17 protein-coding genes are annotated in these 13780 nt (G+C 53.7%); all 17 read left to right on the top strand.

Annotation, left to right across the window (positions count from 1 at the left end; genetic code table 11):
• Positions 1-19: 19 nt before the first annotated feature.
• The 17 genes from C7459_RS11340 to C7459_RS11260 all read left to right on the top strand — a co-directional run bounded on the left by C7459_RS11340 (position 20) and on the right by C7459_RS11260 (position 13761).
• Positions 20-496 (top strand): chemotaxis protein CheW, encoded by a 477-nt coding sequence (locus tag C7459_RS11340; RefSeq protein WP_109689327.1) that lies wholly within the window; start codon positions 20-22, stop codon positions 494-496.
• 5 nt (positions 497-501) lie between these two features.
• Positions 502-1122 (top strand): chemotaxis protein CheC, encoded by a 621-nt coding sequence (locus C7459_RS11335; RefSeq protein WP_109689325.1) that lies wholly within the window; start codon positions 502-504, stop codon positions 1120-1122.
• Positions 1119-1598 (top strand): chemotaxis protein CheD, encoded by a 480-nt coding sequence (locus C7459_RS11330; protein ID WP_109689322.1) that lies wholly within the window; start codon positions 1119-1121, stop codon positions 1596-1598. The genes C7459_RS11335 and C7459_RS11330 overlap by 4 nt, the downstream gene beginning before the upstream one ends.
• Positions 1598-2011 (top strand): hypothetical protein, encoded by a 414-nt coding sequence (locus C7459_RS11325; RefSeq protein WP_109689320.1) that lies wholly within the window; start codon positions 1598-1600, stop codon positions 2009-2011. Before C7459_RS11330 ends, C7459_RS11325 begins: the two co-directional genes overlap by 1 nt.
• An 18-nt stretch (positions 2012-2029) precedes the next feature.
• Complete coding sequence (locus C7459_RS11320; protein ID WP_109689318.1) at positions 2030-2821, top strand: sigma-70 family RNA polymerase sigma factor; 792 nt, start codon at positions 2030-2032, stop codon at positions 2819-2821.
• 24 nt (positions 2822-2845) lie between these two features.
• The gene (locus C7459_RS11315; RefSeq protein ID WP_109689316.1) at positions 2846-4279 is read left to right on the top strand and encodes a flagellar assembly protein A; all 1434 of its coding nucleotides are present in this window, start codon (positions 2846-2848) and stop codon (positions 4277-4279) included.
• 31 nt (positions 4280-4310) lie between these two features.
• Positions 4311-4625, top strand: coding sequence for a hypothetical protein (locus C7459_RS11310; protein WP_109689315.1), 315 nt, complete (start codon positions 4311-4313; stop codon positions 4623-4625).
• A gap of 13 nt (positions 4626-4638) precedes the next feature.
• Complete coding sequence (locus C7459_RS11305; RefSeq protein ID WP_109689314.1) at positions 4639-5163, top strand: hypothetical protein; 525 nt, start codon at positions 4639-4641, stop codon at positions 5161-5163.
• Positions 5163-5633, top strand: a complete 471-nt coding sequence (locus C7459_RS11300; RefSeq protein WP_109689312.1) for an MltG/YceG/YrrL family protein — start codon at positions 5163-5165, stop codon at positions 5631-5633. Before C7459_RS11305 ends, C7459_RS11300 begins: the two co-directional genes overlap by 1 nt.
• A gap of 206 nt (positions 5634-5839) precedes the next feature.
• The gene (gene rpsB / locus C7459_RS11295; RefSeq protein ID WP_109689310.1) at positions 5840-6535 is read left to right on the top strand and encodes a 30S ribosomal protein S2; all 696 of its coding nucleotides are present in this window, start codon (positions 5840-5842) and stop codon (positions 6533-6535) included.
• Between the two features lie 121 nt (positions 6536-6656).
• Complete coding sequence (tsf, locus tag C7459_RS11290) at positions 6657-7310, top strand: translation elongation factor Ts (protein WP_109689308.1); 654 nt, start codon at positions 6657-6659, stop codon at positions 7308-7310.
• A gap of 140 nt (positions 7311-7450) precedes the next feature.
• Entirely contained in the window at positions 7451-8002 is a 552-nt protein-coding gene (frr, locus tag C7459_RS11285; RefSeq protein ID WP_109689306.1) for a ribosome recycling factor, read from the top strand.
• A gap of 58 nt (positions 8003-8060) precedes the next feature.
• Positions 8061-8834, top strand: coding sequence for an undecaprenyl pyrophosphate synthase (locus tag C7459_RS11280; protein WP_109689304.1), 774 nt, complete (start codon positions 8061-8063; stop codon positions 8832-8834).
• Between the two features lie 10 nt (positions 8835-8844).
• Positions 8845-9660: a phosphatidate cytidylyltransferase gene (locus C7459_RS11275; protein ID WP_109689302.1), complete on the top strand. Its 816-nt coding sequence runs from the start codon at positions 8845-8847 to the stop codon at positions 9658-9660.
• Positions 9661-9678: 18 nt separating this feature from the next.
• The gene (locus tag C7459_RS11270) at positions 9679-10833 is read left to right on the top strand and encodes a 1-deoxy-D-xylulose-5-phosphate reductoisomerase (RefSeq protein WP_109689300.1); all 1155 of its coding nucleotides are present in this window, start codon (positions 9679-9681) and stop codon (positions 10831-10833) included.
• A 17-nt stretch (positions 10834-10850) separates the two neighbouring features.
• Positions 10851-11936, top strand: a complete 1086-nt coding sequence (ispG, locus tag C7459_RS11265) for a flavodoxin-dependent (E)-4-hydroxy-3-methylbut-2-enyl-diphosphate synthase (RefSeq protein WP_109689298.1) — start codon at positions 10851-10853, stop codon at positions 11934-11936.
• 100 nt (positions 11937-12036) lie between these two features.
• Positions 12037-13761, top strand: a complete 1725-nt coding sequence (locus C7459_RS11260) for a proline--tRNA ligase (protein WP_109689296.1) — start codon at positions 12037-12039, stop codon at positions 13759-13761.
• Positions 13762-13780 lie beyond the last annotated feature (19 nt).

Below are 13780 nucleotides of genomic sequence, written 5' to 3'. Positions count from 1 at the left end.
TATAGAGGAGGGGAAAGGCATGTTGGAGCACAAGGATATCGTAGAGGAAATTAAGGTCATCGTCTTCCGTCTGGTTGATGAGGAGTACGGCGTGGAAGTTAGCCAAGTCCGTTCGATTGAACACATGCAAAAAATTACCCGCGTTCCGCGCACACCGGAATTTGTTAAGGGCGTCATCAACTTGCGCGGGATCGTCACTCCGGTCATCGACCTCAAAGCTCGTTTCGCTCTCGGTGAAGAGAACTACACGGACTCCACCCGGATTATCATCGTAGCGGTGGAAGACATGGAAGTCGGTTTGATCGTGGACGCGGCTAACGATGTCATCGACATCCCGGTCAACAAGATCGAGCCGCCGCCGGCTGTCGTAGGCGGTATCAACAAAGCCTACCTGCGTGGCGTAGCAAAACTTGCAGATCGTCTGCTGATCATGCTCAACCTCGATAAAGTTCTGAGCAACGAAGAGATTCAAGCGATGTCCTCGATTGAGAGGTAGTCGAGATGAGTGAAGAAATTCGTAATTTAGGCGAATTTCAACTGAGCGTCCTGCGCGAAGTAGGGAACATCGGCGCAGGACATGCGGCAACTGCTCTTTCCCAGTTGTTAGGCTCGGAAATTCAAATGAATGTGCCGCGCGTCTCCGTTGTTGGGTTCGAGGAGATATCTGAGATAGTCGGTGGATCCGAGAAGTTTGTTATCGGAATCTTCCTGCGCGTCGAAGGGGAGATCCCCGGCAGTATCTTCTTCCTGCTACAAGTCGAGAGTGCGAAGCGTCTTGTCGCTGACCTGATCGGTACGATGGGGGCGGCTGAGCCGGATGAATTCTCGGAGATGGAGATTTCCGCGCTGCAAGAGATCGGTAATATCTTGGCTGGATCGTACCTCTCGTCCTTGGCCGATTTCACCAAAAAAGAAATGTCCCCGACTCCTCCGGCGATTGCTGTTGATATGGCGGGCGCAATTCTGAGCATCGGACTGGTGCAACTGGGTGCAGACTATGCACTCTTGGTTGATACGGAGTTTGTACAAGGGGAACGCAACATCGAAGGTCACTTCTTTATGTTGCCAGACCCGGGTTCAGTAAGCATTCTGTTCAAGTCATTAGGGGTGGATGTCCAATGACCGTGATCAGAGTGGGGATGGCCGACTTGAACGTGGCAGGTGTCGAAGAATCGTTACGTACGACCGGTCTTGGATCTTGCGTGGGGATCGCGTTGTACGATCCTCACACCAAGGTCTCGGGCCTCGCGCATATCATGCTTCCAACCTCCACGAACGCTAACGAGTCAAATCGCGCAAAGTATGCCAACACCGCGGTGCCCCTGCTGATCGAACTGATGGAAAAAAAAGGGGCGAACAAACGACGCCTAACTGCGAAACTTGCGGGCGGCGCGCAGATGTTCACGTTCGCTGGGCAGAGCGATCTGATGCGCATCGGCCCGCGCAACGTCGAAGCTGTCAAAGAAGCGCTTCAGCTGTACACAATTCCGGTGGTGGCAGAGGATACGGGCGGGAATTGCGGTCGTACCATTGAGCTATTTTCCGCTGACGGTTCTCTGGTTATTCGAACTGCTAAGCAAGGAGTCAGCACACTGTAATGAACAACAAGGACAAGAGTATAGATCTTGGTATTGCGGTGGCGTTTGCCGTAGTAGGGTTTTTCTTCACGGGAGCACTGAGTCTTGCGGCAGGCAATACAGTGATGACGAGCATACTGCGAGGTGCAGTTGGACTTTTTGGTTCTTTTATCCTTGGTATCATCGTTCGTGTTGCCTTGCATACGTTTGTAGGCACTATTGAAGAAAAGCATAATGATGTTCTTGGAAAGCACATTGACTTACTACTTCCAGAACAATCTTCCAAAAAGCAAGGGGCTTCTGCTGACGCCAAGAATCTGGATCATGCCGATGATTTCGTGCCTTGGAACCCTGGCTCAGACTCCTTGACAGACCCGTTTGAGGATATCGACCCGGAAAAGTTAGCCGAAGCATTGCGACATCTCGACGATTAGAAAAGGTGGTGAGTGGAGATGCCGGAACAGAATCTTTTATCCAAAGAGCATACACAACTGTGGGCCCAATACAGTCAACAACGAGATAAACAGTCGCGGGATGCTCTGGTTCTGGCGCATCTTCCACTGGTGCATAAAGTGGTTCGCAAAATGACGAGTCATTGGAACGGACCTGTTAACACAGACGATCTTATCGGGATGGGTACCCTCGGGCTGATCGATGCGGTTACACGCTTCGACCCACTTCGAGGATTTGAGTTTAACACCTTCGCGACCCACCGAATCCGTGGAGCCGTACTGGATGGTTTGCGCAGTCTCGACTGGGTTCCACGTTCGCTCCGCGCCAAGGCGAAGGAGATTGAGGCGGCCTATGCTGAAGTGGAGCACCAGACGCTCCGCTCGGCTAAGGACGAGGAGATCGCCGAGCGCATCGGCGTAAGCATCGCTGAGTTTCAAAGTGTGCTCTATGAATTGTCAGTTTCTCCGTTGGTGTCACTCGATGGCATGTTAGCCAACGAAGATCCGGGCAGCGACTTTAAGGTGTCTGACACGATTATGGACCCGAATGCGCCACAACCTGATTCGGAGTTGGAACGCGCGGACGTTCAAGCGATTTTGTCAGCGGTGTTAGATCGGTTGCCTGAAAAAGAACGTCTCGTGGTCACATTGCACTACTACGAGGAATTCACATTCAAAGAAATCGCAGAGATAGTAGAGTTGTCCTCTTCACGGGTTTCTCAACTGCACACCAAAGCGATCTACCGGTTACGGGGTGCCTTGAGCCGCAGAAAAAAAGAACTGAGAGCGTGAGGGGATCGATCAGGGGGTGATACGATGGCGATCAGACAAGAAGAGCTGAGTTGGTGGACGAAGAACTCCAAGGTCACCATTGAACAGGGCGGGCTATCCGCCTGTTTGAATTTACATGAGAGCCTGTCGCAAGAACAGGAATTGCCGGCACTCAACTATGACTGCCTCGTGGAGTATTTACGACAAAATGGCGTATCTTTCGGTGTAGACATGGTCGCATGTCAGCAGATTGTCATGAATCCGCGTGGTTATATCGGTGGCAAAACCCGCATCGCTGTGGGTAAGGAACCGATCAACGGAGAAAACGCTCAAATTGAGATCTTGATCGACAATCCGCATTCGCAAAACCCGCGTGTGCTGGAGGATGGTCGTGTCGATTTTTATAACCTTGGGATCGTGAACACCGTGTTGAAAGGCCAGATCTTGGCCAAGAAAACGCCGTTGACTGAGGGGATTCAAGGTGTGGGTGTCGGCGGTGCATCGCTGATGGCAAAACCGGGTCGAGATGTGCGGCTTCCCGTGGGCAAGAACACGCATAGTTCCGATGATGGTCTGCAATTGCTTGCCGAAGCGGATGGTCATGTCTCGTACAACCCGCGCGATAACAAAATCAACGTTTTCGATGTATTTGAAGTGAAAAGTGATGTGGACTTCTCTGTCGGGAATATCGAGTTTTTAGGCAATGTTAAGATTAACGGCAGTGTGTTGCCAGGTTTTAAAGTGGTAGCAGCAGGCAACATTGAAGTCACAGGCTTTATCGATGGCGCGATCTTGGAAGCTGGAGGAGATATCCTCGTTCGCGGTGGTGTACAGATGCGCAGCAAGGGCTTGATCAAGGCATCTGGCACGGTGCGTTCTCGCTTTATGCAAGGTGCGACTGTGGAGGCGGGTGTCGATGTAATCGTCCGTGATAGCATCATGCATTGTCATATCTCCGCAGGTCGTCATGTGCTGATGGAAGCACAAAAATCGGTCATCGTCGGCGGCTTGGTGCGTGCGGGTGAAGAGGTGCGCACGAGAACGCTTGGTTCCCCGATGGCAACACCTTCTGAGGTTGAAGTGGGCGTGCACCCACACCTGCGCACTGAAATGCTCGAGGTACAAACCCGTCTAAAGGAATTGTACCTGCATATGGACAAAACCAAGAAAGCGCTAGCATTGCTGGATAACATGGCAGGGATGGCCAACCAACTCCCGCCGGAAAAACAAGCATTGCGTCAAAACCTCACGCATACCTACGAGCACTACCAACATGAAGAAGAGGAATTGATGTATCGTCGCTCTGAGATCGAAGTGATCCTGCTCGATACACGCAACGCCAAAGTCTTCGTCAGTGACGTGGCCTATGCCGGGGTGAAATTCACACTGGGGCAACAGGTGACCTACCTGCGAGACCCGCAGCGTGGCCCGATTGTCTATGGCATCACAGACGGTGAAATCACGGCCTCGCGTTTCTAATCGGGCAACGAAACCCAGGAGGTGGACATCCATGTCCTTGAAACCTGTGGAATTACAAATTGCCTTGCCCCGGACGGTCGACAACAGCCGCAACCAACAGATTCAACAGAATCAAGCTGCGTTGCAAAATGCGATCGACGGTGAGCAATTGACCCGAGACACGACCGTGACTGAGCAGACGGTGCTCGACACGGAGGACAGTGCCCGTGCCGAACTGCGTGAACGAAAGCAAAGTCAAGACGGCGCGCAGCGGGAACGTGGCAACAAGCACGACTCGCAAGCGTCTGACGCCGTGTCAGAAGCGCCACACCCATACAAGGGACAACGTCTAGACATTCGAATGTAAGCGAGGACGATCGATGAACCAATTGTATCTGTACGTGGCCCTTGCCGGCGTTGCCATCGTTCTGTTTGCCCTGACCCGTGCGAAGTCTGCCTCCTCCGCCGGGTCTTCTGTTGTAGCAACTCCCACTGGAATTTCCACGGCCGTTGACCAAGAGATGAAGGACACGTTCGACGAGTTTATGAACGAAATCGAACGAGAAAACAACCGGATTCACGACACATTTGCCGTTTTACAACGGGAAACGCGGGAGAAGTTGGCGGGGCAACAGGATGTGGTTCACGCACTGGAGTTGCGTGTGCAGGAGTTGCAGCAGCAAGTCGTTGAGTTGAGACATAGACCCATACCCGCTGTGGCAGAAGCGGTTCTAGAAAGCGCGGAACCGAAAGCTCCGGGCTTTTTGTTGAACGAAAAATACATCAAGGTTGTGGAGCTCTCAGATGGAGGTCTCACACCGCCGCAGATCGCTCGTGAGACGGGGATCGGGATTGGAGAGATCCAACTGGTGCTCGGCCTTGTGAAGCGGGAGGAAGCGCGCTGATGGAGAGCCGGAGCTTGTTGGTAGGGTTTGGCGCCGGATTGCTCCTCGCGACCTTGATCATCGGGGGAGCGAGCACGCTGGTGCCTGCTGCCTCAGCGCCACCTATCACCCCAACGCCATCTACAGACTGGAAGGCCGAAGCATTGAAGTCTGGAATGGTCGTGCTCGCACAGACGGAGCTGGACCAGCAGCTTAAACAGGCGCACGACGAAGGTGCTAAGCAAAAAGAAACCGAACTGTCTGGAAAGCCGGAGCAAGTCCAAACGATTCATGTCTACATCCAGCCCGGCATGGGCACGACAGATGTCGCGTGGTTGTTGCAAGCGTCTGGTGTAGTGGAGGACGGCAACCAATTGATCGCTTTGCGGGAAAAAGGCTCTGCCTCGATCCGAGCAGGCGTCTATGACTTGCCGCTCAAGGGCGATCCGCAGGCGGTTTTTAAAGTGATTACCACGCCGCCTACCCAATAAAACAACCAGCCAAGAAACACCCGGCTTGGTTGTTTTTTTGTTGGGAAGTGTTGCACTCCTAACAAGCATGTGGTATATTAATTTCCGGTGTGAATACACAACACACGCTGCCCGACTTTTTCGGAGGTGCTTGTCCGTCTGGACGAGTGTCGAGAGAGGTTGACGGTAGCGGAGGAAAACAACCAATCGGAAGGAGGTCGAAGATTATGGCGATCATCAGCATGAAACAATTGCTGGAGGCAGGCGTACACTTCGGGCATCAGACCCGTCGTTGGAACCCGAAAATGTCTCGCTACATCTTCACCGAACGTAACGGCATCTACATCATTGACCTGCAAAAAACTGTTAAGAAAGTCGAGGAAGCGTACAACTTTGTGCGTGAACTGGCTGCAGAAGGCAAAACAGTTCTGTTTGTAGGTACCAAGAAACAAGCGCAAGACTCCGTGAAGGAAGAATCGGAACGCGTAGGCCAGTTCTTTGTTAACCAACGCTGGCTCGGCGGCACCCTGACCAACTTCTCGACCATCCAAAAACGTATCGATCGCCTGTCTAAGCTGGAGATCATGGAACAAGATGGTACCTTTGAAGTTCTTCCGAAGAAAGAAGTTATCGTTCTGAAGAAGGAAATGGACCGTCTCGAGAAATTCCTCGGCGGTATCAAAGGCATGAAATCCCTGCCGGGCGCTCTGTTCATCATCGACCCGCGCAAAGAGCGCATCGCAGTTGCAGAAGCTCGCAAACTTGGTATCCCGATCGTTGCGATTGTAGATACTAACTGCGACCCGGATGAAATCGATTATGTGATCCCGGGCAACGACGATGCAATCCGCGCTGTGAAATTGCTCACCGCTAAGATTGCTGACGCGATCATGGAAGGCAAGCAAGGCGAACAAAACGCGTAATTGTTTGGTACTGAGGGTGGGCTTAGGGTTCTAGAACCTAGAACCCTAAGTCCCCCTTTTTTATCTGTATGACACAGAATACAACCATTTGGACATGATAAGAACCAAGGAGGCGACAGACATGAGCATTTCTGCTGCACTTGTAAAAGAACTGCGCGAGCGTACCGGCGCGGGCATGATGGACTGCAAAAAAGCACTTGTTGAAACCAATGGTGAACTCGAGAAAGCAATCGACTTCCTCCGTGAAAAAGGTCTGGCTGCTGCTGCTAAGAAATCGGGCCGCATCGCTGCAGAAGGCGTTGTAGAATCATACATACATGCAGGCGGTAAAGTCGGTGTTCTGCTCGAAGTCAACTGCGAAACCGACTTCGTAGCGAAAAACGATGGTTTCAAAAGCTTCGTCAAGGACATCGCAATGCACATCGCAGCTGCGAAGCCGCTCTACCTGTCCCGCGAAGAAGTTTCGGCTGAAACGGTTGAGCACGAAAAAGAAATCCTTCGTGCACAAGCTCTCAACGAAGGCAAACCGGCAAACATCGTCGACAAAATGGTGGAAGGTCGCGTTGCTAAGTACTACAAAGAGAATTGCCTCCTCGAGCAAGAGTTCGTGAAAAACACGGACAAAACGATTGAAACCGTCGTGAAGGAAATGATCTCGACCATCGGCGAGAACATCAACATCCGTCGTTTCGTTCGTTGGGAAATGGGCGAAGGTCTCGAGAAGAAAGTTGATAACTTCGTTGAAGAAGTTATGAACCAAGTCAACAAGGGTTAATTGACCCAGACAGGGAACACTCTCCGTGTTCCCTTTTTTTAAGTCATCAGCAGGAATCTTGATTTCCTGCGTAGAAATTAGGGTATGGCGTATACGATGCTTTATACGATCGGTACTACTCTTGAGGAGTGAACCAACCAATGATCCAAGAGATTATGAAATCCCTTGATGAGCGCATGGAAAAAGCACTGGGTAACGTCAAGCGTGAATTCAGCACGATTCGTGCTGGCCGTGCGAGCGTTTCGATGCTTGATCGTGTGCAAGTCGACTACTACGGCAGCATGATGCCGATCAACCAGTTGGCGAACGTTTCCACGCCGGAACCGCGTCAACTCGTGATCACTCCGTGGGACAAAGGTTCCCTCGCAGCGATCGAGCGCGCCATCACCAAGTCGGATATCGGGATCACGCCGTCCAACGACGGGAACATCATCCGCCTTACGATTCCGCAACTGACTGAGCAGCGCCGCAAAGACCTTGCGAAGCAAGTCAAAGGCCTGGCCGAAGACGGCCGTGTTGCTGTGCGCAACATTCGCCGTGACGTCAATGATTCTCTCAAGAAACTTGAGAAGGAAGTTTCTGAGGATGATATTCGCCGTGAGCAGGACAAAGTCCAAGCGGCGACTGACCGTTACATCGCGGAAATTGACAAATTGCTCTCTGCCAAAGAAGCAGAGATTTTGGAAGTGTAAAGACCTTCGGAGCCCCCTTCAAATCGAAGGGGGTTATTTTTCACGTGGAGGACTCATGATGCTGCAACGACTCAAGCGACTTTTTACTACACAACCGCAAATTCAGACGGATGAGCACGGGATTGTTCCCGACGCTGTACCGAATCACGTCGCAATCATCATGGACGGCAACGGGCGCTGGGCACGCAAGCGCGGGATGCCGCGCATCGCAGGTCACCGGGCTGGGATGAACAAAGTCAAGGAAATCAGCTTGGCGGCAGACGACATCGGGGTCAAGGTGCTGACGTTGTATGCATTCTCCACGGAGAACTGGAAGCGTCCCATCGAGGAAGTTGAATTTCTGATGCGCTTGCCGGAGGAATGGCTGGCCAAGGAACTCGACACGCTGATCGCTCGGAACTGTCGAATCCGGATCATCGGCGAACCAGAAGGTTTGCCGGGACACACGTTGCGCGTTGTACGCGAAGCGGAGGAGAAGACCCGTGCGAACACCGGGATGATTTTGAACATCGCCTTGAACTATGGTTCGCGCCGCGAGATCCTCAGCGCGGTCAGGCAGATCGCCGAGGATGTGCAAGCGGGGCGCCTGACGCTTGATGAGATCGAGGATACCACGATGGATCAGCATCTGCTGACCGCAGGGTTACCTGATCCAGACTTGTTGATTCGCACCAGCGGCGAAGTGCGCCTTTCGAATTTTTTGCTGTGGCAATGCGCGTACACAGAATTTTGGTTTACAGAAGTGTTTTGGCCTGATTTTTCAAGAGACTATTTCTTCCAAGCGATTCGCGCCTTCCAAGGCCGCGGCCGTCGATTTGGTGGGCTGAAGTAGGGGGATTTCGATGTTGCGTCAACGAGTAGTGACCGGAATCATCGGAGGCGCTCTCTATCTGGGTGCTGTGTGGTACGGCGGGTTGCCGTCCGCCCTGCTGTTCGTGCTGTTGGCTGTGGTCGGCTACAGCGAGCTGTTGCTCATGCGCGGTTGGTCGCGACTGTCCGCTCCAGCTCTTGTCGGTTACATGGCGACCTTGATGTGGTTGGTCGGCGCGATCTGGCAACCGTTTGCAGGCACCTGGATGCCGGAAGTCGATTCGCTTTCCGCGCTGTGGCTGTTGCTGGTGCTGTTCGTGTTTCTGTCGATCAGCGTGATTTCAAAAAACCGATATACATTTCAAGACATGACCTATCTGTTCGCTGGCACGCTCTATGTGGGTCTGCCGTTCCATTGCGCGATCTTGTTGCGTGTGGATGGGAAGTTGGGGTTGGCGTATTTTCTGTTTATGATCTTGACGATCTGGACAACAGACACAGCTGCCTACTTTGTAGGTCGCACGTTAAAGGGACCGAAGCTTTGGCCGGCGATCTCGCCGAACAAGACGGTGTCTGGGTCGCTGGGTGGTGTCGTCGCAGCTGTCATCGTCGGCATGATCTTCGCGAACGTGATGGGGCTCTCGATGGGCTCATGGATGTTGCTCGCAGCGTTGCTGTCGGTGTTTGGTCAGTTCGGTGACTTTGTAGAATCCGGACTGAAGCGCGCACTAGACGTCAAGGATTCAGGGACGATCTTGCCCGGTCACGGCGGTGTGCTGGACCGTTTTGATAGTTTTCTGTTTGCAGCACCGATTGCCTATTATGGTACAATGCTACTAGTTTCGTAAGAGTGATGAGGTGAAGCAATGTCTCGTACAATCTCAATTCTTGGCTCCACTGGCTCCATCGGTACGTCGACGCTGGACGTTGTCGCCCAACACCCTGAGGAGTACAAGGTCGCTGCGCTAGCGGCTGGACGCAACCTCGACTTGCTGATGCAGCAGATCGAGCAGTTCCGCCCCGAGTTGGTCAGCGTGGCAACCGCAGAGGGTGCTGCCCTCATCAAGAGCCGTTTCGGTTCTGCAGTTGACGTGCAGGTCGGGGACGAAGGGCTGGTCGCGGTGGCAACGCATGGTGCGGTCGATGTGGTCGTGACGGCGGTCGTCGGCGCGGCAGGACTGCTTCCGACCCTGGAAGCGTTGAAGAAAGGCAAGCACATTGCGCTCGCCAACAAGGAAACGCTCGTCGCCGCTGGACACTTGGTCACGACGCTCGCCAAGCAACAAGGATGTCACCTGTTGCCTGTCGATTCGGAGCACTCGGCGATTTTCCAATGCTTGAACGGCGAGCGTCGCGTCGATGTGGAACGCATTATCGTCACTGCATCGGGCGGACCGTTTCGCGACAAGACCCGTGCTCACATGGAGCAAGCGACGCTCCAAGACGCGCTCAACCACCCGAACTGGGCGATGGGGGCCAAGGTCACGGTCGACTCCGCTACGTTGATGAACAAAGGGCTCGAAGTGATGGAGGCTCACTGGCTGTACGACATGCCGTATGACAAAATTGACGTCGTCGTGCATCCGGAGAGCATCGTGCATTCCTTGGTAGAATTTCAAGACGGCTCGATCATGGCGCAACTCGGGGCACCTGATATGCGCGTGCCCATTCAGTACGCATTGACATATCCGACGCGACTGCCGGGCAACTACAAGCGCCTGAACTTGCTGGAAGCGTCCTCGCTACATTTCCGTGCACCTGATCTTGACCGCTTCCCGTGCCTGCGTTACGCTTACGATGCGGGTCGTGCAGGCGGCTCGATGCCAGCTGTGCTCAACGCGGCGAACGAAGTAGCGAACGGCCTGTTCCGGGAGGAGCGCATCTCCTTCCTCGACATCGAGCGCGTGATCGCGTCCGTGATGGAGCGCCATGATGTGCTCTCGAATCCAAGCCTTGACGACATCCTCTCTGTGGATGCGTGGGCGCGGATCGCAGCGCATGAAGTGGCGCAAAAACTGTAAGACGGGAGCGTGTACTCATGCACCATCGTTCTATGACTCGCCCGGTTCAAGTGGGCAACGTTACCATCGGCGGCTCCGACACTGTTGTGTTGCAGTCGATGACGATGACAAAAACGGCCGATGTAAAAGCGACCGTGGAACAAATTCTCCGCCTCGAAGAAGCTGGCTGCCAGATCGTTCGCGTCACCGTGAACAACATGGAAGCGGCTGAGGCGATCAAACAGATAAAAAAAGAAATCCACATCCCGTTGGTTGCGGATATTCATTTTGACTACAAACTTGCACTCAAAGCGATTGAAAACGGCATCGACAAAGTCCGGATCAATCCAGGCAACATCGGCAAGCGGGAAAAGGTGCAAGAGGTCGTAAAAGCGGCACAAGAGCGCAAGATTCCGATCCGCATCGGTGTGAACGCTGGCTCGCTTGAGAAGCACATCCTCGACAAGTACGGCTACCCGACTGCTGCAGGCATGCTGGAGTCGGCGGAGTATCATGTCGGCATCCTTGAAGATTTGGGATTTGAGGACATCATCATCTCGATGAAGGCATCTGATGTGATGCTCGCCATCGACGCGTACACCCTCGCAGCAGAGCGCTTCAACTATCCGTTGCACCTCGGGATCACCGAGGCGGGCACGCTGTTCTCAGGTTCGATCAAAAGCGCGGCAGGCCTTGGCACGCTGCTCGCCAAGGGCATCGGGTCGACGATGCGCGTCTCGCTGTCCGCAGATGTCGTCGAAGAGATCAAGGTTGGCCGTGAACTGCTCAAAGCTTTTGGGTTGGCTTCCAACGCCGTGACGCTGATCTCCTGCCCGACCTGTGGTCGGATCGAGATCGACCTCGTTTCGATCGCCAACGAGATTGAAGAGTACGTTTCGAAAATCAAAGCTCCGATCAAAGTCGCGGTGCTCGGCTGTGCAGTCAACGGCCCAGGCGAAGCGCGTGAGGCGGACATCGGCATCGCGGGTTCCCGCAACGAAGGCCTGTTGTTCAAGCACGGTGAAATCGTGCGCAAGATCCCGGAAGCGACGATGGTCGAAGAACTGAAAAAGGAAATCGATCTGCTCGCCAAGCAATACGAACTGACCGGTTCGCTGAAGTAGAAGAAAAAAACCTCGACTCCGCAAGGGTCGAGGTTTGTCTTTTGCCATGAAATACCGTAGAATAAAGAATCATGTTAATTAGATGTGGAGGAGTCTCAAAATGCGTCAAAACCGAATGATCCTTCCTACCCTGAGGGAAGTGCCGAAGGAAGCAGAAGTCACCAGTCACAAATTGATGCTGCGTGCCGGCTTGGTCCGCCAACTGGTCGCGGGCGTGTATACATACCTGCCACTTGGTCTGCGAGTGCTCAAGAAGATCGAAAACATCGTGCGCGAAGAGATGAACAAGTCCGGTGCCCAAGAATTGCAGATGTCAGTTCTGCAACCGGCGGAACTCTGGCACGAGACCGGTCGTTGGGATGACTACGGGCCGGAATTGGTACGCTTGAAGGATCGTCACAGCCGTGACTTCGTCCTCGGCCCGACCCATGAGGAAGTCATCACATCGCTGATCAAGCAGGAGATCAACTCCTACAAAAAACTGCCGATCAACGTCTACCAGATCCAAACCAAGTTCCGTGACGAGCGCCGCCCGCGCTTTGGTCTGATGCGCGGTCGTGAATTCCTGATGAAGGATGCGTACTCGTTCCATACCTCTTATGAGAGCTTGTCTGAGACCTACGATGAGATGTACAAGACGTACAATGCGATTTTCAATCGCGTGGGCCTGAAGTTCCGTCCGGTGCAAGCGAACGCAGGTGCGATCGGTGGCTCTGGTCGCAACCATGAGTTTATGGTGCTCGCTGATGTCGGGGAGGATACGATTGCGATCTGTGACCACTGCGACTACGCGGCGAACCTCGAACAAGCAGAGGCGCACGGAGCAGAGGTTGCAGCAGCGGGGGCGGCTCCGTCTACGGAAGCGCCCGCTTTTGAAAAAATCCACACCCCGAACACCAAGACGATCGATCAACTGGTGAGCACGCTGGGCCTCGAAGCCCAAACGTTCTTCAAGACGTTGCTCTACGTCGTCGATGACAAACCGGTCGCAGTCGTCGTGCGCGGCGACCATGAAGTCAACGAACTGAAATTGAAAGATCTGTTCGACGCCAAAACGCTCGAACTCGCAGATGACGCGACCATCGAGCGCGTCACGGGAGCACCGACGGGCTTCATCGGTCCGGTTGGCTTGAAAAACACCGCACTCGTCGTCGACAAAGCGGTGGCAGGCGTGCAAGTGGGCGTCGCGGGTGCCAATGAACGCGACTACCACCTGCAAAATGTCGTGCCAGGGCGCGACTTCGCTCTGGAGCGTGTGGCAGACATTCGCAATGTCGTCGAAGGCGATACGTGTCCGAGCTGTAAGGAAGGCAAGATCGAGTTCTACCGCGGCATCGAGTGCGGTCATATCTTCGAACTGGGCACAAAGTACTCGGTGCCGATCAACGCGACCTTCCTCGATGAGAACCAAAAAGCACAGACGATGATCATGGGTTGCTACGGCATCGGCGTTTCCCGCATCATGTCGGCTGTGTTGGAACAGAGCCACGATGACAACGGCATCGTCTGGCCGCTGTCGATCGCACCGTTCCAAGTGCACCTGATCCCGGTCAACGTCAAGGACGAGACCCAAGTCAAGGTCGCAGAGCAACTGTACACCCGCCTGCAACAACAAGGCATCGAAGTGCTGATGGACGACCGCGACGAGCGCGCAGGCGTCAAATTCAAGGATTCGGACTTGATCGGCTTGCCGGTGCGCGTCACCGTCGGCAAGATGGCAGGTGACGGGATCGTCGAATTCAAAGTTCGCCAAACCGGTGAATCCAAGGAACTTACCCTTGAACAAGCCTTTGAGGAGATTACCGGGCTCGTTCTGGGTCAATAATCTCGTTTCTACTAAAAAA

The sequence above is a fragment of the Tumebacillus permanentifrigoris genome, assembly GCF_003148565.1.
In the GTDB taxonomy this organism is placed as follows: domain Bacteria; phylum Bacillota; class Bacilli; order Tumebacillales; family Tumebacillaceae; genus Tumebacillus; species Tumebacillus permanentifrigoris.
The sequence above is the reverse complement of the archived record's forward strand: the minus strand, read 5'-3'. Positions and strand labels throughout refer to the sequence as shown.

Excerpts from the sequence above, each read along its gene's own strand:
- ispG (WP_109689298.1), top strand. The coding sequence starts at position 10,851 with ATGCACCATCGTTCTATGACTCGCCCGGTTCAAGTGGGCAACGTTACC.
- C7459_RS11305 (WP_109689314.1), top strand. The coding sequence starts at position 4,639 with ATGAACCAATTGTATCTGTACGTGGCCCTTGCCGGCGTTGCCATCGTT.
- C7459_RS11275 (WP_109689302.1), top strand. The coding sequence starts at position 8,845 with ATGTTGCGTCAACGAGTAGTGACCGGAATCATCGGAGGCGCTCTCTAT.
- C7459_RS11315 (WP_109689316.1), top strand. The coding sequence starts at position 2,846 with ATGGCGATCAGACAAGAAGAGCTGAGTTGGTGGACGAAGAACTCCAAG.
- C7459_RS11300 (WP_109689312.1), top strand. The coding sequence starts at position 5,163 with ATGGAGAGCCGGAGCTTGTTGGTAGGGTTTGGCGCCGGATTGCTCCTC.
- C7459_RS11330 (WP_109689322.1), top strand. The coding sequence starts at position 1,119 with ATGACCGTGATCAGAGTGGGGATGGCCGACTTGAACGTGGCAGGTGTC.
- C7459_RS11280 (WP_109689304.1), top strand. The coding sequence starts at position 8,061 with ATGCTGCAACGACTCAAGCGACTTTTTACTACACAACCGCAAATTCAG.
- C7459_RS11325 (WP_109689320.1), top strand. The coding sequence starts at position 1,598 with ATGAACAACAAGGACAAGAGTATAGATCTTGGTATTGCGGTGGCGTTT.
- C7459_RS11310 (WP_109689315.1), top strand. The coding sequence starts at position 4,311 with ATGTCCTTGAAACCTGTGGAATTACAAATTGCCTTGCCCCGGACGGTC.
- frr (WP_109689306.1), top strand. The coding sequence starts at position 7,451 with ATGATCCAAGAGATTATGAAATCCCTTGATGAGCGCATGGAAAAAGCA.
- C7459_RS11340 (WP_109689327.1), top strand. The coding sequence starts at position 20 with ATGTTGGAGCACAAGGATATCGTAGAGGAAATTAAGGTCATCGTCTTC.
- tsf (WP_109689308.1), top strand. The coding sequence starts at position 6,657 with ATGAGCATTTCTGCTGCACTTGTAAAAGAACTGCGCGAGCGTACCGGC.
- C7459_RS11260 (WP_109689296.1), top strand. The coding sequence starts at position 12,037 with ATGCGTCAAAACCGAATGATCCTTCCTACCCTGAGGGAAGTGCCGAAG.
- C7459_RS11320 (WP_109689318.1), top strand. The coding sequence starts at position 2,030 with ATGCCGGAACAGAATCTTTTATCCAAAGAGCATACACAACTGTGGGCC.
- rpsB (WP_109689310.1), top strand. The coding sequence starts at position 5,840 with ATGGCGATCATCAGCATGAAACAATTGCTGGAGGCAGGCGTACACTTC.
- C7459_RS11335 (WP_109689325.1), top strand. The coding sequence starts at position 502 with ATGAGTGAAGAAATTCGTAATTTAGGCGAATTTCAACTGAGCGTCCTG.
- C7459_RS11270 (WP_109689300.1), top strand. The coding sequence starts at position 9,679 with ATGTCTCGTACAATCTCAATTCTTGGCTCCACTGGCTCCATCGGTACG.